Raw genomic sequence first — 17,357 nt, 5'->3', positions numbered from 1 at the left:
AGCCCTCAGTGCGCGATGCCGGAGCCCGCAGCCTCATCGATGAGGCGGCCGGTGGTGAAGCGGTCCAGATCAAAGGGACGCGAGATGTCATGGTGCTGCCCGGTGGCCAGCAGATGCGCCAGCAGCGTGCCGCCCGCCGGGATCGCCTTGAAGCCGCCGGTGCCCCAGCCGCAGTTAAGGAACAGCCCCGGAAGTGGGCTTTCGCCGATGATGGGCGAGCTGTCAGGGACCACATCCACGATGCCTGCCCATTGCCGCATCAGCTTCAGCTGACGGAACGAGGGGAACATCTCAACAAGGCCCGACAGCACGGTTTCCAGAACCGGAAGGTTGCCGCGCTGGCCATAGGAGGGCACGCGGTCGAGGCCGCCGCCCACCACCATCTCGCCCTTGTCGGACTGGCTGGCATAGGTGCCGGCGCCCGGCGACAGGACAATGGTGTCCAGAACCGGCTTTACCGGCTCAGAGACGCAGGCCTGAAGCGCATAAGAGGTGACCGGGAGGCGGAAGCCCGCTTTTGCCGCCATCTGCGAGGAATGGCCTGCCACGGCCATGCCGGTGCGCTCGGCGCGGATCTCACCTTTGGTGGTTTTCACGCCGCGGCAGCGTCCGCCCTCGATGATGAAATCGAGGACTTCGCACTGCTGGATGATATCAACCCCCATGGCCGAAGCGCCGCGGGCATAGCCCCAGGCGACGGCATCATGGCGCGCGGTGCCCGAACGGCCCTGCCAGACGCCCCCGAGCGCCGGATAGCGGGCGCGTTCGCTGAAGTTATAGATCGGCAGCACCCGTTTGACGTCTTCTGGGCCAAAGAGTTCGGCATCGGTGCCGTTGATCTGCATCGCATTCACGATCCGCGCCGACATCTCCATCTCGGCGGGCGTATGAGCGAGCGAGATCATGCCGCGCTGCGAGAGCATGATGTTATAATTCAGCTCTTTCGACAGCCCCTCATAAAGCTTCAGCGCCATATCATAAAGGCGCACGCTTTCGGGGAAGAAGTAGTTTGACCGCACAACAGTCGTGTTGCGCCCGGTGTTGCCACCGCCGATCCAGCCCTTTTCGATCACCGCGATATTGGTGATGCCATGGGTTTTGGCCAGGTAATAAGCCGTTGCCAGACCATGACCGCCGCCACCGATAATCAGAAGATCATAGCGGTTTTTGGGTTCAGGCGATCTCCAGGCAGGCTCCCAGCCTTTCTGGCCGTTCAGGCCCTCTTTGAGCAGGGTGAGGGCGGAATATGTTCGCGTCATGACAGGCCGGCTTCTGAATAAGGACAGGGCCGGAGGTCACGCCTTCACCAGGACGACCAGAGGTCGCCAGGATGCGCGGCACCCGGACGCTGCACCTTTGACAGATGCGTACACCTATGTCCAGATTCTTCGATCGGCGCCCCGGTCACATCTTACTCTCGCGCCTGCGAAAGGCCGTCCTCAACGCCTGGAGATGCGCCTCCGTCAGCGGCACTCCGGTGAAGATTCTTATGTAATCAACGGCATGAATTTCACGCAGGGGCGGCGGATCAATGTCTTCCAGGGTGAACTGACCGATCTGAGTAAAGTAGATCGTCCGCGCGCGGATCAGCGCATCGGTCTGTTCATAGCCGTAGCGCAGAAACATCGTCTTCAGCGCCTCAATCCGCATGGTATCGGCCTGGAGCACCGTGGCGCGCACCGCATCAGAGCGTCGCGCCCAAAGACGCACCGCCACATCCAGCGCCGGGTCAAAAAGCTCGGGATGAAGCCAGCATTCCGAGACCGAGATCAGCGCAAAATTCACATCCGCCGCCGGGCGCATCGCCCTTTCAATGATGGGGCCGGTGTTCTTTTGCAGCCACTCCTCCATCATGGCATCCAAAAGCGCCTCGCGGCTGTCAAAGTGCCAGTAAAAGCTTGAGCGGGCAACGCCGAGACCCCGGGCCATGCTCTGGATCTTCACCTGATCAATCCCCTCACGGACGAGCGTCTGCAGGGCATGCGCCAGCCAGTCGGCCCGGCTCAGGCGGCTGTCGCGCTCCTCTTCTGCGGGCAGGGCTGCGGTGCGGGGGGCGTGAGTGGCGGCCATGGCTTCCGTCTGTCTGTGAGGCACCGCTATCATGGCGCGGGGCGGCGCTGACCACAATGGAGCCGCGTCCAAAAAGCCGCAAAGCGGGCTGTGGTGCCCAAGAAGGCAACACAACGGATTGACAAAGTCACTGTTCACATGTGTACGGAAAACCATCGCGCCACCTGCGCCGCTGCACATTACGGAGACCCCGCATGTCCAAACATTGCCTCACCGTCGCCTGTCCGGCGGCCCGCGGTATCGTCGCGGCGATCTCGGGCTATCTTGCCCGTGAAGGCTGCAACATCACCGACAGCGCGCAATATGATGACCCGATCACCGGCCGCTTCTTCATGCGCGTGAGCTTCGTCACTGAAGAAGGCACCGATATCGCCACCCTGCGCGAGGGTTTTGCGCCGCTTGCCACTGATTACAACATGCAGGCCGAATTCCACGACGAAAGCCGTCGGATGAATGTGGTCATCATGGTGTCGCGCTTTGGCCACTGCCTGAATGATCTGCTCTATCGCTGGCGCATCGGCGCACTGCCGGTGAATATCGTGGCGGTGATCTCCAATCACATGGATTATCAGAAGGTTGTCGTGAACCATGACATCCCCTTCTATTGCATCCGCGTGACCAAAGAGAACAAACCTGAGGCCGAAGCCGAGCAGATGCGTATTTTGCGCGAGCATAAGGCGGAGCTGGTGGTTCTGGCCCGCTATATGCAGGTGCTCTCGGATGAGATGTGCCAGGCCATGTCGGGGCGCATCATCAACATTCACCACTCCTTCCTGCCGAGCTTCAAGGGGGCCAACCCCTATAAACAGGCCTTTGAGAAGGGTGTGAAACTGATTGGCGCCACCTCGCATTATGTGACCGCCGATCTCGATGAGGGTCCGATCATTGAGCAGGATGTGATCCGCGTCACCCATGCCCAGAGCCCGGAAGATTACGTCTCTCTGGGCCGCGACGTCGAGGCTCAGGTCCTGGCGCGGGCGATCCACGCCCATATCCATCATCGCGTCTTCCTCAATGGCAGCAAAACCGTGGTCTTCCCCGCAAGCCCCGGTTCTTATGCCTCCGAGCGTATGGGCTGAGGGCGAACCACCAGACCTGACAGAGATTTTGCAGGTCCTGCTGAGGCGGGGCCTGCCCCTGGCCCGTGACCGCGCGCGGCATGGTCAGAGCCGCTAAAGTGATCGCCCTGCCCCACACCGCCTGCTTAATCAGCAGCCCCGCGCCTTCCCGTTTTTTCCGACGCGCAAAAGCCCCTGCGGGAGAGCTGCCCTGTGGCAGCCATCCCGACAGACTGCCAGGGTCAGCCCCGGGATTATGGCGATCCGATGGCCTTTCCCGCCTCTGAGGGGGCGTCTAAGATCATCGGACGGCCGACCCGTATCGCCGGCATCTGAGGGAGAGGGAATGCACGAGACTGACAAGGAAGCCGGGCTGCTGCAGGCGCTGCGGGGGGTGACCACCGCCTCGCTGACCACGGTGCTTTTAAAAAAGGGCCTCAGGACCGTCTGGATGCGCGGGGCATCTGCCCTCTCGCCCGGTCAGCCGCGGGTGGCCGGACGCGCCTTTACGCTGCGCTTTGTGCCCGCGCGTGAGGATCTGGCAAATCCCGCGGCCTGGTCGTCCCCGACCTCCACCCGCGCGGCGATTGAGGCCATGCCCTCCGGCGTCATCGTCGTGACCGATGCCATGGGTATCACCGATGCCGGCATCCTCGGCGATATCCTTTGCGCCCGGATGAAGCAACGCGGCGTCACCGCTCTGATCACCGATGGCGTGGTCCGCGATGGCGCGGGGGTGCGCGAAACGGGGCTGCCGGTCTGGTGCAACGGCCTTGCCGCCTCTCCGGCGGTGGCGAGCCTCAGCTTTGTCGGCTGGCAGGAGCCGGTGGGCTGCGGCGGTGTCGCGGTCTTTCCGGGCGATATGATCGTGGCCGACGGCGATGGTGCGGTGGTGATCCCCGCCGCGCTCGTCGATGAGGTCACGGCTGAGGCGGTGGAGCTTGAGACCTTTGAGGCTTGGGTGCTGGCAGAGGTGACGCGAGGGGTCGCGCTGCCGGGGCTTTATCCGGCCAGTGCCGAAACGCTTGCACGCTACGCGGCTTATCGCCGTGAACAGGGCCTCTGAGGTACAAAGAGGCCCGTGCCCCGGTGCGTCACACCCGGGCGCGGGTTTCTGATCAGCGGATGGTCATCTGCCGCGGCAGATCGGAAAGCACCTCAATTCCGCCTTCCGTGACGATCACCGTCTCAGAGACGCCGACTGTGTAATGGCCATAGCTGCGCAGCGTGGCGGGCAGATGAAAGACCATGCCCGGCTCCATCAGACGCCCGACCCCGGTAAAAAGCGACAGGATCGCCCCCTCGCCCCAGTCCGGCGCGAAAGCCGCCCCCATGGAATAGCCGATCCGCTTGCGGAAGGCCTCCGTATAGCCCGCAGCGTCGATCACCGCCTGAGCGGCCTCATGGGGGACCGAACAGGCAATGCCGGGGCGCATGGCGCTCAAAGCGGCATCAAGTGCGCGTTCGGCCACATCCATCATCCGCGCGGCCTCTGCGGGCGGCGGTCCCATCCAGACCGCGCGCATCAGCGCCGCGTGATAGCGGTCATGGCTGCCGGCAAGCTCCAGAAAAACGCCGTCCCCCGGGCGCAGAACCCGCCGCCGCCAGGTGGCATGGGGCACGCCTGAGCGCGGCCCTGAGGAGACCAGCGGCTCCATCGCCATTGCCTCAGAGCCGGCCGAAATGGCTGCTGCCATCATGGCCGCCGTCACATCATTCTCACTGGCCCCGACCCGCAGGCGTCAATGGCCGCCACAATCCCGGCCTGCGCATAGCCCGCCGCAAGGCGGATCGCGGCGAGTTCGGCCGGAGATTTCACCGCCCGCAGCCGCTCGGTCAGGCCGGAGCCGTCGATCAGGGTCACCCCCTCCAGCGCGGCCTCAATCTGCGCGGCCATTGTCTGAGAGACAAACCAGGCGGTGCGTTCCACCGCGACATGACGCAGGCCGAGATGCGAGAGCAGCGCCGCCAGCGCCCGCGCCGGATCTTCGCCATCCTGCCAGGCGCGGATATCGGCAAGCCAAGTCGAGGCCCGCGCGCCTGTGGTCTCAAGCTGGCGCACCAGCAGCACCGGCGGGGCTGACGCCCGCACCACCAGCGCCTGAAAGGCAAAGTAACTCGCCGTCTGTCGCCCGCAGGCCCAGAAGATATTTTCCGGCCCTGTCAGGATCAGCGCCTCGGTGCCAAGGGCGGCTACGGCGCTTTGAAGTTTTGCAATACGGCCCTCAAATTCCGCCGCCGGAAAGACCGCATCGCGGCCCTGTAACTGATCGGTCATAAGTCAGTCCTTATCGAGCCAGCCGAGAGTTCTGGCGCGCATGTGTTTGAAATGCTTTTCCATTTCAGCGCCTGCGGCATCTGCGTCGCGGGCTTCGATGGCGTTGATCACCGCGATATGCTCGCGGGCCTGATCGGCGAAATTGTCATGACTGCGGATGATGGTGCTGCGCCGCACAATGGCGCGCTGCTCATCGAGAAGTTCCGGCAAAAGCCGCAGCCGCGCAGCCATGGCGACAGCGCGGTGAAAGTCGTTGTCATCGACCCAGAAGTCCTCAAACTTCGCCGGCTCCGCACGCAGATAGCGCAGCTGACGCCCGCGTGCCGCCTCAAGCTCTGCCGTCATGCCGTATTCGGCCGCCCGCACGGCGGCTGCGCGCTCAAGGATCAGGCGCAACTGGATGATATCAAGCAGCTGCTCAATGGCGATGCGGCGCACCAGAAGCGCGCCATTTGCCATCCGCTCAATCACCTGCTCACGCTCAAGCACCGAAAGCGCCGAACGCAGGGGCGTGCGCGAGATCCCCAGCCTCTCTGCCAGATCACGCTCGGTGAGGATGGAATTGGGCGCGATCAGGCCTTCGTTGATCTCTTCGCGGATGCGCCGCGCGGCCTGCTGCGACAGGGTCTCGCGGCTCATGGTCCGGCATTTCCTGACAGCGCGGTGTAAACGGCCTCAACCGCCAGGGCGAGATCGGCGGGGTTCATGCCCTCATCGGGGCAATGGCTGCCGTTCCGGTTGCGGATAAAAACCATCACCGACTCCCATCCCGCCGTCGCAAAAGCCGCCGCATCATGCCCCCCGCCTGACAGCATCCGGCGCGGGCTGAGGCCCAGACGCGCAGCGCCGCCCGCCACCCACTCCGCCATGCTTTGGGAGAGCTGCGCCGGACGGCTGCGGCTTTGCAGCCCCAGATCAAAACGGATGCCGGGCCGTGCGGCCTCAATCTCTGCGATGGCGGCTTTCAGCGCCTCATCCGCCGCGTCCAGCACCGCCTCATCATCCGATCGCAGGTCGATGCAGAAATCCAGCACCCCCGCGACCTTGGCCATGGCATGAGCCGGGCTCGCGGCACTGACGCGACCAAAGGTGACGGTCAGATCCGCGCCCCGGGCCAGGATCTCTTCCCAGACGCGGTCCATGGCCATGACCAGATCGGCAAAAGCCACCACGGCATCGGCACGCCCCTCGCGCGGGGCGCCGCCCGAATGCGCCCAGACACCATGCAGCCGCGCCGCGCGGTAGCGCAGGCCGCCGCGGATCGCCGTGACGATGGCGAAGGGCTCTTCGGCGGTCTCGAGAACCGGGCCCTGCTCAATATGAAACTCAAGAAACCGCGCCGGAGCGGGGGGGACGGCTGTCATCAGCGCCTCAGGATCGCCCCCCTCGTCGCGCATGTGATCGGCAAGGCTGCGCCCGGTATCGACGCGCAGCGCCTGGAGATCAGCTGCGAGAAGCTGCCCGGTCGCGGCGCGCGAGCCGATATAGGACACCGGGAACCAGACGCTTTCTTCCGCCCGCGTCACCACGACCACGAAATCTGCCTCCGGTGTGATCCCCTGGCTGCGCATGGCAGCCACCAGCGCCAGGGCTGCCGCGACCCCTGCCTGGCCGTCATAAGCCCCGCCCTCTGCCACGGTGTCGAGATGCGAGCCGCACCAGATCGGCGGCAGCTGCGGGTCGCGTCCCGGCATCCGCGCGATGAGATTGCCGCCGTGATCGCGGCGGACCTCCATGCCAAGAGCGTGCGCCTCTTCTTCGATGATCAGATGCGCCGCGGTCTCGAGCGGCGAATAAGAGGGGCGTGTCCAGCCCGGGCCGCCCTGCGACAGCGCATTCACACGGTTCAGAATGCGCTCAATCATGCGCAGGATGACAGCGTTGAGGCCGGTCTCCGGCGCCGTGCAAAGGGTCGTCATGCTCGGGTCCTCCGGACCAATTTTAGGGTGGCTGCCGCGAATGAAGGTCGATGGCAGAACGCAGGTTCGCAAAGGTGATGCCCCATCGGTTCAGCCCTCCTCTGCGGTCTGATCGGGGGCGGTGCGCAGCCGTTGCAAAACCGCGTCGCGGGCGTTGATGAGGTGGCTGCGCAGCGCGGCCTCTACCGCATCGGCATCGCCTGCCCGCAAGAGATCAAGGATTTCAAGGTGTTCATGACAGCCGCGCATCAGTCGGTCCGGCACCTGGCTGTAGTCAAAGACACAGGTGCGCCGCTGCAGCTCAGAAATGCTGCGCGAGATGGCGGCATTGCCATAGGCCTGAGCCAGGAACTGGTGAAAATCGTGGTCCGTTGCGCGCTGCAGATCGTTCAGCCCCGAGGGCTCAGAGGCCATGAGCTGGCGCACCCGCGCCTCCATGGCCGCAATCTGCGCGGGCGGCAACCGCAAAGCAGCCCGCGCCGTCAGGGGCTCAAGCTGAAGGCGCAGAAAGAAAATCTCCTCAATATCTTCCGGCGTCAGGCTGCGGACACGGATGAAGCGGCCATCCGCAACCGCCAGACCATCGCCTTCGAGACGCTTGATCGCCTCGCGCACGGGGGTGCGGGACATGCCAAAAGTCTCGCCCAGAGCGGCCTCCTGCAGGTGGGCCAGACTTTTGACCCGCAGGCCGGCGCTGCGCATATCACCTTCAACGGCACCGATTTTTCGGGACCGGTTTTGACGCTTCAGGGCTTCGACCCGAATGTTGATCCCCCTCTCACCACGGCGGAAACCTCGGTTCTGGCCAGAGACGGCGTGGTCAGCGGGACTGCGGAAGACGATCTGATTGACGCGGACTATACCGGTGATCCCCATGGCGATCGGATCGATGACCCGGACCGGCATCTTCCTGACCGTGCCACAAATGACGACCTTATTGAGGCGGGCGAGGGACAGGACAGCATTTTCGCAGGCGCGGGCCAGGACAGCCTTTACGGTGGCAGCGGCGATGACCTGCTCGATGGCGGGGCCGGTAATGACCTGCTTTATGGCGGCACCGGCAAGGATACCCTGCAGGGCGGTGCGGGCGCGGATACCCTTTATGGCGGCGAGGGCAGCGATATCTTCATCGCCTCAGCCGGCGATCTGGTGGCTGACTTTCAGACCACCCCGGGCGAAAGCGACTTCATCGATCTGTCGCAGTATTACAATGAGGAAACGCTGCGCAGTTACAATGAAGCCAGCCCCTCTGCGCCCTATGCCACCCCCCCTTGCCTGGCTGCGCGCGGAACAGGCGGGCGGTGTTCTGCACGCGGTGGGCGGGCTGCGCCTTACCTCTGACGGCAGCACGCCGGTCGATCCCTTCCTGCTCAATACCGACAACACCGGGGTCGTCTGCTTTGCCGCAGGCACCCGCATCCGAACCCTGCGCGGTCCGGTGGCGGTTGAGGCTTTGCGCATCGGGGATCTGCTGGCGACCCGTGATGCCGGATGGCAGCCGCTGCGGTGGGTTTCCTCGCAGGAGGTCTCAAAGCGCGCGCTTGACGATCAGCCGCAGTTCAATCCCGTCCGGATCCCCGCAGGCGCCTTCGGAGGGGGCTGCCCGCGCGCGATCTTTACGTCACCCGCCAGCATCGTCTGCTGCTCAGCTCTGCGGAAGGGGCTGAATATGTCATACCCGCCAAAGACTTCTGCGGATGTGCCGGTGTTTCCCAGGCCAGACCAAACAGCGCACAGCGCTATTTCCACCTGCTCTTTGACCGCCATCACCTGATCGAGGCTGAGGGCAGCTGGTGCGAAAGCCTCTATATCGGCCCTGCCCTGGCGCGGCTGATGCCGCTGGCTGAACGCCGCGATCTGCTGCGCGCCTGCCCCGACCTCATCCGCAGGCCCGCCCCACTTGTACGGCCTGAGTTGCGGGCGCGTGCGGCACGACGGCTCATCCGGCACCAGATCAGGTCGGCGCAGCCGCTTCAACACCCGGATGAGCCCGGGCTTCTGCACTGGAGAGATCGGCAGAGGGGCTGATCTTCTGAAGCCCCCGTTCCATTGCGCCTGCCCCCGGGTCTGCTTCCTGGCAGAGAGACGACACCGCGCCGGCCAATGCCGGGACATTCCAAGGCCCGGGAGTGCGATCGCCTGCCACTGAAAACAAAACGGCTGCCCCCTGCGGAGCAGCCGTCTGTGTCACTCTGCGGGACCCGCTCAGAGGTCGGGGACGACCAGATCCGCGACGGGGCCGTCGATGACCAGTTCCGCTCCGGTCACCGCCTGAAGCTCTTCGATCGACAGCGAGGCCAGTTTTTCACGCAGCACGAAGCGGCCGCCCTCAATGTCGATCACCGCAAGCGAGGTATAGACCCGGGTCACGCAGCCCACGCCGGTCAGCGGCAGCGAGCATTGCTTCACCAGCTTCGGCTTGCCGTCTTTGGTGACGTGATCGGTGATGACTGCGACGCGCTTTGCGCCGTGGACCAGATCCATCGCGCCGCCCACCGCCGGCACGCCTTTCGGGCCGGTCGACCAGTTGGCCAGATCGCCGTTTTCCGCGATTTCATAAGCGCCGAGGATCGCCACATCGAGATGCCCACCGCGCACCATGGCGAAGCTGTCGGCATGGTGGAAGTAGCTCGCACCCGGCTTCAGGGTCACGGCCTTTTTGCCGGCGTTGATGACGTCCCAGTCTTCTTTGCCCGGCTCAGGGCTCTCGCCGAAGTTCAGGATGCCGTTTTCGGTGTGAAAAATCGCTTCACGGCCTTCGACGGTGTATTGCGCAACCTTTTCCGGAAAACCGATGCCAAGGTTGACATAGGCCCCGTCCTGGATGTCCTGAGCGGCGCGCCAGGCGATCTGATTGTTCGACAGCTTTTGCATGGCTCAACCCTCCAGCGGATAGGTGGCTTTGGCGCGGTTCAGGTCTTCTTCCTGAACGGCATTGGCAACTTCGACGATCTTTTGCACGAAGATGCCGGGGGTATGGACATTCTCGGGATCAATCTGGCCCGCAGCCACGACCTTCGCCGCCTGAACAACCGTCACCGCTGCGGCCATGGCCATCACGGGGGCAAAGTTGCGGGCTGCCGCGCGATAGGTCAGGTTGCCGTGCAGATCGGCGGTTTCCGCCTTAATCAGCGCGTAATCCGCCTTCAGCCAGCGCTCGCGCACATAAGAGCGGCCCTCAAAAACCTCAACCGGTTTGCCTTTGGCGAGATCGGTACCGAAAGAGGTCGGGGTGTAGAAGGCGGGGATGCCCGCGCCACCGGCACGGATACGCTCTGCCAGCGTGCCCTGAGGGACCAGTTCCAGCTCAATCTTACCGGCGAGATAAAGTTCAGTGAAGACCACCGGATCGGCCGAACGCGGGAACGAGCAGATCAGCTTTTTCACCATGCCCGCTTCGATCAGTGCGGCGAGACCCACATGGCCGTTGCCGGCGTTGTTGTTCACCACGGTCAGATCTTTGGGGTGGCCCGTCGCCTTGAACCGGTCGATGAGCGCGTGGATCAGCTCGATCGGTCCGCCAGCGCCGCCGAAGCCGCCGATCATGACGGTCATTCCATCTTCAATGCCTGCCACAGCAGACGCGAGGTCTTTGACTGTTTTGTCCATGAGATTCCTCATCCGTCGGGATGTGCCCGAAGCTGTCTTCCAAATAGGGCTGCGGGCCTTTGGGGGCAATCCGATCTGTGCGTTACACGACCGTTGTTCGACTATCGCACGAATTGCCGGGCAAAGCGGTCCAGTGCACCTCGGTAAACTCCTCTAAGGCCGCCTGGGTGCCAAAGCGCCCGTAACCGCTGTCTTTCACCCCGCCCACCGGCAGCGCCGCATCATCGAGCACGGTCGGACGGTTGATATGGCACATCCCGGCCTCAATCCGGCGGGCAAGTTCGGTGGCGCGGGTCTGATCCCTGCTCCAGATCGCAGCGCTCAGGCCATAGCCGCAGTCATTGGCTAGGGAGACCGCATCCTCATCACTTTCCGCACGGCACAGAACGACCAGGGGGCCGAAAAGCTCTTCGTGCCAGACCCGCATGGAGGGATCGACGCCGTCAAGAACGGCGGGCTCCATGAAGACACCTCTCGCCTCGCCGCCGCAGAGCACCCGTGCCCCCCGGCTGCGGGCGTCATCCATCAGATCCGAGAGGCGGCGCACCGAGGCCTCGCTGATCACCGGACCCGAGGCGGTGCCATCTGCGCGCAGTTCGGCCGTGTGGTGCAGCAAGCGCGCGGTGAAGGCATCGGCGATCTTTTCGTCCAGGATGATGCGATCGGTGCTCATGCAGACCTGGCCCTGGTTGACAAAGGCCCCCCAGGCCGCCGCCCGGGCAGCCCCCTCAATATCGGCATCCTCTCTTACGATCAGCGCCGCCTTGCCCGACAGCCCCAGCAGGCACCGCTTCAGCGAGGCTGCCGCCATCTGCGCCACTTCCCGCCCGACGCGGGTCGATCCGGTGAAATTGACCCGCCGCACCACTTCATGGCTGATCAGCGCCGAAACCACTTCGCGGGCATGTTCCGGAGCATGGGTGACGATCTGGAGCACGCCTTCTGGCAGACCGGCATCGCGCAACAGACGGCCGATCTCAAGATGACTGCCCGCGCAAAGCTCAGAGGCTTTCAGGATCACGCTGTTGCCGCAGGCCAGCGCCATGGCCACAGCCCGCAGGCCAAGCGCCAGGGGCGCATTCCAGGGCGCAATGCCAAGGCAGACCCCCGCCGCCTCGCGCCGCAGCAGATGCCCGGCAAGCTCAACCTCTCCCAGCAGCGGCGAGGTGGCAAGATCCGCCGCCGCCAGCAGCTGTGCCCGCCCCTGCGCAAGGTTGAACTCAGCCCAGGGCCTGGTCGCACCGATCTCATCGCGCATGAGGCGGGTTAAGCCTTCGGCCCGCAGATCCAGAAGCTCCGCCGCCCGCCGCAGGATCGCGGCCCGCGCGTCGCCCGGGGTCTGGGACCAGTCGCCGAAGGCCATGGCGGCCTGATTGGCCAGCCGCCGCGCCTGCGGTCCGCGCAAAGCCGGAACCCGTGAGGCAATACTTCCATCCGCCGGGTTCAGCCGCAGACATTCGCCCCCCAGCACCACATGAGCGCTGCGGGCGGGGTCGGGGTGTCTGTCATCAGGCATGGAAGCTCCCTACAGTTTATGCCCGGCGCACCCGGACAAGCCATTTCATTCTGACGCAAGGCATGTCATTTTCAAACAGAAGGAATGTCAGAAAGTGCAGACGCATGGCAGCTTTGCTCCCGGCAGATGATCTCAGCCGCCTCCTGCGCGCCGAAACCCTGCCCGCGGGTCTGCGGATGCGCCAAATCCGGCCCTGCCGGGGCAGCTATTGCGGGCATCTTCATCTGGTGCTTGTCACCTCTGGCCGGATTTCGCTGGAGCTGCCGGAGGCCAGCCATGAAATCACGGCCCCGGCCGCCCTTATTCTGCCCCCTCTGCCCGAGGCCGTGCTGAAGCTCGACGCCGGATCTGAGGGGTTTCTCTTCGGACTTGCGCCGCAGCTTCTGGGAGAAGTTCTGGGGCTGGATGCCGAGATGGAGCGCATGCTGCCCCAGGGCGGCGGACTTCTGCTCTGCACCGATCTGACCAGCGAGGCGCCACCCGACCCCGAGGCCCTGGCCCGCGCCATCCTGCTTGAGGCCGCACAGCCGCGGACCGGCAGCCGCACCAGCATCCTGTCCTGCCTGCGTCTGTTGATCGTGCAGCTTTGGCGCAACGCCCATCAGCATCTGCACACACCTGCCGCCGGAAGCGACAGCCAGCTCATCGAAGCCTTCCGCCGTGAAGTGGAGGTCCATTTCCGCAACCACCTGCCCGTCAGTGGCTATGCGGCCCGCCTGGGGGTCAGCGAAGCGCGCCTGCGCCGGGTCTGCCTGAAAGGCCAGGGCAAAACCCCGCTGCAGCTGATCCACCGCCGCATCATGCGCGAGGCCCTTGCCTGGCTTGAGCATTCCCCCCGCCCGGTCGCCGAGATTGCCCAGTCGCTGGGCTTCAGCGATGCCGCAGAATTCAGCCATTTCTTCAAGCGCAGCAGCGGCCAATCCCCCAGCCACTACCGCGCCTCGCTCAGCAGCCGGGGGCCACGCCCGGGGACTGAGGCGGACTCCTTTGCGGACTGGCCCTGAGGCTGTGCCGTTACGTCATTTCGTCGATTGACCGAAAATCACATGCCTGTGACAATTTTTAACATTTAACCTTTATCTGCCGCTCCCTATTTCAGCCCTGTTACCGGAGGAAATCCGCCTGGAGGGCAGTTTTGGTAACGAACGGGCGGTCTGTTGTGCAGCAGATCGGCAGATCATGCGTTGAAAGATCAACTGCATGACATGTCGGTCGCGGACCGTCTGAATTTGGGAAGAGCGCCTGGTGACAGGTCGAGACAGGAGATGCCGGATGAGCACCACCCCCACCAACGCCTATCAGGGTCTGGATCTGCAATATATTGCCGGCGAATGGCGCCCCGGCTCGTCGGATCGCACCGCAGACAACCTGAACCCCTTTGACGGCTCGGTGCTGGGCACCATCAAACTGGCAAGCCGCGCAGACGTGGATGCGGCCTATGCCGCCGCCAAAGCGGCTCAGGTTGAATGGGCGGCCCGCGCCCCGGCTGAGCGCGAAGCGATCATCCGCCGCGCCGTCGCCATTTTCGACGCCCGCGCCGATGAAATCCGCGGCTGGCTGGGCCGCGAGTCCGGCTCGACCGTGATCAAATCGCATATCGAGCATGGCGCCGCCCGCACCATCACCGAATATTCCGCCGCTTTCCCGGGCAAAATCTCGGGCAAACTGCTGGCCTGTGAGCCGGGGATGGAAAGCCGCTACTATCGCGAAGCGCTTGGCGTCATCGGCATCATCAGCCCCTGGAACTTTCCGCTGCATCTTTCGGTGCGCTCGGTCGCTCCGGCGCTGGCCTGCGGCAATGGTGTGGTGCTGAAACCGGCCTCGGATACCCCCTTCACCGGCGGCACTCTGGTCGCCAAGATCTTCGAAGAGGCAGGCGTTCCGGCCGGGCTTCTGAACGTGGTGATCGGCTCGGGTTCGGAAATCGGCGATTATTTCGTCGAGCATGAAGTGCCCTCGTTCATCTCCTTCACCGGCTCGACCGATGTGGGCAAGCGCGTGGGCCAGCTGGCCACGGGCGGCAAATTCATCAAGCGCGTCGCGCTGGAACTGGGCGGCAACGCACCGCTGGTCGTTCTGGATGATGCCGATGTCGATGCGGCCGTGGGCGCTGCCACCTTCGGGCGCTTCCTGCACCAGGGGCAGATCTGCATGTCGACGAACCGCGTGATCGTGGATGCAAAGATCTATGACGAGTTCGTCGAAAAGCTGATCGCCCGCGCGTCGAAAGTCACCTATGGCGATCCGCTGAACCCGGCCACCAACGTCGGCCCGGCGATCTCGAAGGGGCAGCGCGACGGCGTGGTTGCCAAGATCGAACAGGCGAAGGCCGATGGCGCGCGCCTGGTGGTCTCGGGCCCGCTTGAGGGCAATGTCATTGCGCCGCATATCTTCGTCGACGTGGATCCGGCTTCGGCTCTGGCACGCGAAGAGACCTTCGGCCCGGTTCTGCCGGTGATTAAAGCCCGCGACGAGGCCCATGCCCTCGAACTGGCAAACGACACCGAATATGGCCTGTCGAGCGCGGTCTACACCCGCGACATTCAGCGCGGCGTGAACTTCGCCCGCCAGATCGTCGCCGGCATGACCCATGTCAACGCGATCACCGTCGGCGATCACGCCAATGCGCCTTTCGGTGGCGAAAAGAACTCGGGCCTTGGCCGCTTCAATGGCGAGTGGATCATGGAAGAGTTCACCCGCACCCATTGGATCACCATCCACAATGAGGGTCCGAACTTCCCGTTCTGATCTGATGGAACCCCGGCCGAGAGGCCGGGGTTTTTCTTTGCCTCAGTTCAGAAACTGCTGGCGGTAGACAGAGGGTGTTGCGCCCGCCACATTCCGAAAGCGGCGCGAAAAGTATGAGGGGTCCGTATAGCCAAGGCGATAGCCGATCTCTGCAATCGAAAGCTGGGTAAAGGCCAGCAGCCGCCGCGCTTCGGTCATCCGTGCCGCCTCGATATAGTCGCTGACACTGAGACCCGAGGCAGCCCGACAGATCCGGTTCAGATGTCCGGTGGTGATGCCCATGCTGCGGGCATAATCCCCCGCCCCGCGTGCCGCACTCAGATCTTCGCGCAGCAGTCTGATGAAATCGCCCATACGTCTTTGCGTCGCGGCTTCCTCCGCATCCTCCCCGCTCACACCCGCCTGTGCCACCGAAATCAGAACCGCCTGTCCCAGAGAGGCCAAAAGAGATGCCCGGAAAGTGCCAGTATCTTCGAAAGCCTGCACCAATGCGGTTAAGAGTCGCACGAACGCTGCGTCACATGCCGCCTGCAGGGGCCGTGTCAGCCGCGCCGAAAGTTCCGCAGAGGCCGCAGGCAGCGCGTCTTTCAGGGTCAGGGGGAAGGAAAACACCCCCCCTTCCGAGCCCTTGCGGAAGGCAAAGCCATGCACCGAATGCACCGGAATATATAGGAATTCTCCATCCTGTAGGCGATAAGAGCGCCCGTCGATCCGCACCTCTGCGGCGCCACGTTCCATATGGAAAAGCTGCACCATATCGGTATGCCGATGTGTACCGATTCTCCAGTCATGCAGCAGCGCCCGATCGCGGATCCGCTCATGGTGGATCACGTCGGGGAAGGCAGAGGTTTCACCGAAGAGCTGAAAACTGGGGATCAATGTTTGCGCAGACATGCACGAATAATACCAGTTTATGCCGCCTGCGTCCATTAGCATCGGCGGAAACAAAGATCTATGTAACGCTCAGGTAAAGGAGCGAGGATCCATGAAAACTCAGGTCGCCATCATTGGTTCGGGTCCGTCGGGCCTTATGCTGTCGCAACTGCTCAACCGCGCCGGGATCGATACCGTGATCCTCGAGCGGTCGAGCCGTGAGCATGTTCTCTCGCGCATTCGCGCCGGGATCCTTGAATGGGGCACCGTGAACCTGCTGTGCGAAGCGGGCGTCAGCGAGCGTCTGGATGCAGAGGGCATCCCGCATGACGGCACCATCATCTCGGATGGTGACCTGATGGTTCACATCGATTTCAGAGAACTGACCGGCAAGCGCGTTATGGTTTACGGCCAGACCGAGGTGACCCGCGATCTCTTTGAAGCCCAGGACAAAATGGGCACCACGATCATTCATCAGGTCTCGGATGTCGAGATCCACGACCTCGACGCCGCCCAGGCCCGCGTCGATTTCACCACGGTTGAGGGTGAGCGCAAAAGCCTGACCGCAGATTGGGTTGCGGGCTGTGACGGCTTCCACGGCGTCAGCCGCAAGACGATCCCGGCAGAAAAGCGCCGCGAGTTTGAGCGCGTTTATCCCTTCGGCTGGCTGGGCATTCTGGCGCATACCGCGCCGGTCAATGATGAGCTGATCTACGCGAATTCTGAGCACGGATTTGCCCTGGCCTCGATGCGCAGCGAGACCCTCGTGCGTCACTACCTGCAGGTGCCGCTGACCGATAAGCCGGAAGACTGGTCGGACGCCCGCTTCTGGGCTGAATTCAAGCGCCGCATTCCGGCGGAAGCGGCCGCCCGCGTGGTCGAAGCCGCCTCAATCGAGAAATCGATCGCGCCTCTGCGCAGCTTCGTCTCCGAACCGCTTCGCTGGGGCCGCCTGTTCCTTGTGGGCGATGCGGCCCATATCGTGCCGCCGACCGGTGCAAAGGGTCTGAACCTTGCGGCTTCGGACGTTCACTACCTCTACAACGCCCTGGTTGAGGCGATCAAAAACGGCTCGAACAAAGGCGTCGACGACTATTCGGCCCGCGCGCTGAACCGGATCTGGAAAGCGATGCGCTTCTCCTGGCAGATGACCACCATGCTGCACCGTTTCGACGATGAGGACAGCTTCGCCGCACAGATGCGTAAATCGACCCTGCGCCATCTGTCGGAATCCGAAACCGCCCGCAAAGATCTGGCGGAGAACTACGTGGGCCTGCCCTACTGAG

General features: G+C 63.7%; 19 protein-coding genes. 8 read left to right on the top strand and 11 right to left on the bottom strand.

Going from position 1 to position 17,357, the window contains the following annotated elements; all coding sequences use genetic code 11:
- Positions 1–5: 5 nt before the first annotated feature.
- Both EP867_RS12195 and EP867_RS12190 read right to left on the bottom strand, forming a co-directional pair.
- Complete coding sequence (locus EP867_RS12195; RefSeq protein WP_128489589.1) at positions 6–1,259, bottom strand: sarcosine oxidase subunit beta family protein; 1,254 nt, start codon at positions 1,257–1,259, stop codon at positions 6–8.
- A gap of 145 nt (positions 1,260–1,404) precedes the next feature.
- Positions 1,405–2,070, bottom strand: a complete 666-nt coding sequence (locus EP867_RS12190) for a TetR/AcrR family transcriptional regulator (protein WP_164888853.1) — start codon at positions 2,068–2,070, stop codon at positions 1,405–1,407.
- A 194-nt stretch (positions 2,071–2,264) separates the two neighbouring features.
- Here EP867_RS12190 and purU point away from each other — a divergent pair, with 194 nt between their 5' ends.
- Complete coding sequence (gene purU, locus EP867_RS12185) at positions 2,265–3,149, top strand: formyltetrahydrofolate deformylase (protein ID WP_128489585.1); 885 nt, start codon at positions 2,265–2,267, stop codon at positions 3,147–3,149.
- A gap of 325 nt (positions 3,150–3,474) precedes the next feature.
- Positions 3,475–4,194: a ribonuclease activity regulator RraA gene (locus EP867_RS12180; protein ID WP_128489583.1), complete on the top strand. Its 720-nt coding sequence runs from the start codon at positions 3,475–3,477 to the stop codon at positions 4,192–4,194.
- A 52-nt stretch (positions 4,195–4,246) separates the two neighbouring features.
- On the opposite strand, the gene EP867_RS20265 is transcribed toward EP867_RS12180, so the two are convergent.
- The 5 genes from EP867_RS20265 to EP867_RS12160 form a co-directional block, all read right to left on the bottom strand.
- The gene (locus tag EP867_RS20265; RefSeq protein WP_241656897.1) at positions 4,247–4,825 is read right to left on the bottom strand and encodes a M24 family metallopeptidase; all 579 of its coding nucleotides are present in this window, start codon (positions 4,823–4,825) and stop codon (positions 4,247–4,249) included.
- A gap of 11 nt (positions 4,826–4,836) precedes the next feature.
- Positions 4,837–5,406 carry an aminopeptidase P family N-terminal domain-containing protein gene (locus tag EP867_RS20260; protein WP_241656896.1) on the bottom strand — a complete coding sequence of 190 codons (570 nt, stop codon included), beginning with the start codon at positions 5,404–5,406 and terminating at the stop codon, positions 4,837–4,839.
- Positions 5,407–5,409: 3 nt separating this feature from the next.
- Positions 5,410–6,045 carry a GntR family transcriptional regulator gene (locus tag EP867_RS12170; protein ID WP_128489581.1) on the bottom strand — a complete coding sequence of 212 codons (636 nt, stop codon included), beginning with the start codon at positions 6,043–6,045 and terminating at the stop codon, positions 5,410–5,412.
- Entirely contained in the window at positions 6,042–7,325 is a 1,284-nt protein-coding gene (locus EP867_RS12165; protein ID WP_128489579.1) for a hydantoinase/carbamoylase family amidase, read from the bottom strand. The genes EP867_RS12170 and EP867_RS12165 overlap by 4 nt, the downstream gene beginning before the upstream one ends.
- A 90-nt stretch (positions 7,326–7,415) precedes the next feature.
- Positions 7,416–7,955 (bottom strand): GntR family transcriptional regulator, encoded by a 540-nt coding sequence (locus tag EP867_RS12160; RefSeq protein WP_174722324.1) that lies wholly within the window; start codon positions 7,953–7,955, stop codon positions 7,416–7,418.
- A 33-nt stretch (positions 7,956–7,988) separates the two neighbouring features.
- On the opposite strand from EP867_RS12160, the gene EP867_RS20440 reads away from it, so the two are divergent.
- From EP867_RS20440 to EP867_RS20525, 3 genes are read left to right on the top strand one after another with little or no spacing between them, the layout of a single operon-like run.
- The gene (locus tag EP867_RS20440) at positions 7,989–8,666 is read left to right on the top strand and encodes a calcium-binding protein (RefSeq protein WP_277749363.1); all 678 of its coding nucleotides are present in this window, start codon (positions 7,989–7,991) and stop codon (positions 8,664–8,666) included.
- The gene (locus tag EP867_RS12150; protein WP_164888852.1) at positions 8,584–9,099 is read left to right on the top strand and encodes a Hint domain-containing protein; all 516 of its coding nucleotides are present in this window, start codon (positions 8,584–8,586) and stop codon (positions 9,097–9,099) included. Before EP867_RS20440 ends, EP867_RS12150 begins: the two co-directional genes overlap by 83 nt.
- On the top strand, positions 9,000–9,353 hold the full coding sequence (locus tag EP867_RS20525; protein ID WP_380049729.1) for a Hint domain-containing protein: 354 nt from the start codon (positions 9,000–9,002) through the stop codon (positions 9,351–9,353). The genes EP867_RS12150 and EP867_RS20525 overlap by 100 nt, the downstream gene beginning before the upstream one ends.
- Before the next feature lie 177 nt (positions 9,354–9,530).
- Here EP867_RS20525 and EP867_RS12140 read toward each other — a convergent pair whose 3' ends face one another.
- From EP867_RS12140 to EP867_RS12130, 3 genes are all read right to left on the bottom strand, one after another.
- On the bottom strand, positions 9,531–10,199 hold the full coding sequence (locus tag EP867_RS12140) for a 3-oxoacid CoA-transferase subunit B (RefSeq protein ID WP_128489575.1): 669 nt from the start codon (positions 10,197–10,199) through the stop codon (positions 9,531–9,533).
- Positions 10,200–10,202: 3 nt separating this feature from the next.
- Positions 10,203–10,934, bottom strand: coding sequence for a 3-oxoacid CoA-transferase subunit A (locus EP867_RS12135; RefSeq protein ID WP_128489573.1), 732 nt, complete (start codon positions 10,932–10,934; stop codon positions 10,203–10,205).
- Positions 10,935–11,016: 82 nt separating this feature from the next.
- Complete coding sequence (locus EP867_RS12130) at positions 11,017–12,450, bottom strand: aldehyde dehydrogenase family protein (RefSeq protein ID WP_128489571.1); 1,434 nt, start codon at positions 12,448–12,450, stop codon at positions 11,017–11,019.
- A gap of 104 nt (positions 12,451–12,554) precedes the next feature.
- Between EP867_RS12130 and EP867_RS12125 the strand changes: the two genes are divergently transcribed.
- Both EP867_RS12125 and EP867_RS12120 read left to right on the top strand, forming a co-directional pair.
- A complete protein-coding gene (locus EP867_RS12125) occupies positions 12,555–13,454 on the top strand; it encodes a helix-turn-helix transcriptional regulator (RefSeq protein WP_164888851.1) in 900 nt (299 codons plus the stop codon).
- A 268-nt stretch (positions 13,455–13,722) separates the two neighbouring features.
- Positions 13,723–15,198, top strand: a complete 1,476-nt coding sequence (locus EP867_RS12120) for an aldehyde dehydrogenase family protein (protein WP_128489567.1) — start codon at positions 13,723–13,725, stop codon at positions 15,196–15,198.
- A gap of 42 nt (positions 15,199–15,240) precedes the next feature.
- On the opposite strand, the gene EP867_RS12115 is transcribed toward EP867_RS12120, so the two are convergent.
- Positions 15,241–16,077: a helix-turn-helix domain-containing protein gene (locus EP867_RS12115; RefSeq protein WP_164888850.1), complete on the bottom strand. Its 837-nt coding sequence runs from the start codon at positions 16,075–16,077 to the stop codon at positions 15,241–15,243.
- A gap of 106 nt (positions 16,078–16,183) precedes the next feature.
- Here EP867_RS12115 and pobA point away from each other — a divergent pair, with 106 nt between their 5' ends.
- Positions 16,184–17,356 (top strand): 4-hydroxybenzoate 3-monooxygenase, encoded by a 1,173-nt coding sequence (gene pobA / locus EP867_RS12110; protein ID WP_128489563.1) that lies wholly within the window; start codon positions 16,184–16,186, stop codon positions 17,354–17,356.
- Position 17,357 lies beyond the last annotated feature (1 nt).

The organism is Falsigemmobacter intermedius (assembly GCF_004054105.1).
Taxonomy (GTDB): domain Bacteria; phylum Pseudomonadota; class Alphaproteobacteria; order Rhodobacterales; family Rhodobacteraceae; genus Wagnerdoeblera; species Wagnerdoeblera intermedia.
The sequence above is the reverse complement of the archived record's forward strand: the minus strand, read 5'-3'. Positions and strand labels throughout refer to the sequence as shown.

Coding starts and splice junctions, on each gene's coding strand:
- EP867_RS12120 (WP_128489567.1), top strand. CDS start 13,723: ATGAGCACCACCCCCACCAACGCCTATCAGGGTCTGGATCTGCAATAT.
- EP867_RS12165 (WP_128489579.1), bottom strand. CDS start 7,325: ATGACGACCCTTTGCACGGCGCCGGAGACCGGCCTCAACGCTGTCATC.
- EP867_RS12150 (WP_164888852.1), top strand. CDS start 8,584: ATGCCACCCCCCCTTGCCTGGCTGCGCGCGGAACAGGCGGGCGGTGTT.
- EP867_RS20265 (WP_241656897.1), bottom strand. CDS start 4,825: ATGGCAGCAGCCATTTCGGCCGGCTCTGAGGCAATGGCGATGGAGCCG.
- EP867_RS20260 (WP_241656896.1), bottom strand. CDS start 5,406: ATGACCGATCAGTTACAGGGCCGCGATGCGGTCTTTCCGGCGGCGGAA.
- EP867_RS12180 (WP_128489583.1), top strand. CDS start 3,475: ATGCACGAGACTGACAAGGAAGCCGGGCTGCTGCAGGCGCTGCGGGGG.
- EP867_RS12160 (WP_174722324.1), bottom strand. CDS start 7,955: ATGTCCCGCACCCCCGTGCGCGAGGCGATCAAGCGTCTCGAAGGCGAT.
- EP867_RS12170 (WP_128489581.1), bottom strand. CDS start 6,045: ATGAGCCGCGAGACCCTGTCGCAGCAGGCCGCGCGGCGCATCCGCGAA.
- EP867_RS12140 (WP_128489575.1), bottom strand. CDS start 10,199: ATGCAAAAGCTGTCGAACAATCAGATCGCCTGGCGCGCCGCTCAGGAC.
- purU (WP_128489585.1), top strand. CDS start 2,265: ATGTCCAAACATTGCCTCACCGTCGCCTGTCCGGCGGCCCGCGGTATC.
- EP867_RS12195 (WP_128489589.1), bottom strand. CDS start 1,259: ATGACGCGAACATATTCCGCCCTCACCCTGCTCAAAGAGGGCCTGAAC.
- EP867_RS12190 (WP_164888853.1), bottom strand. CDS start 2,070: ATGGCCGCCACTCACGCCCCCCGCACCGCAGCCCTGCCCGCAGAAGAG.
- EP867_RS12130 (WP_128489571.1), bottom strand. CDS start 12,450: ATGCCTGATGACAGACACCCCGACCCCGCCCGCAGCGCTCATGTGGTG.
- EP867_RS12125 (WP_164888851.1), top strand. CDS start 12,555: ATGGCAGCTTTGCTCCCGGCAGATGATCTCAGCCGCCTCCTGCGCGCC.
- EP867_RS12135 (WP_128489573.1), bottom strand. CDS start 10,934: ATGGACAAAACAGTCAAAGACCTCGCGTCTGCTGTGGCAGGCATTGAA.
- pobA (WP_128489563.1), top strand. CDS start 16,184: ATGAAAACTCAGGTCGCCATCATTGGTTCGGGTCCGTCGGGCCTTATG.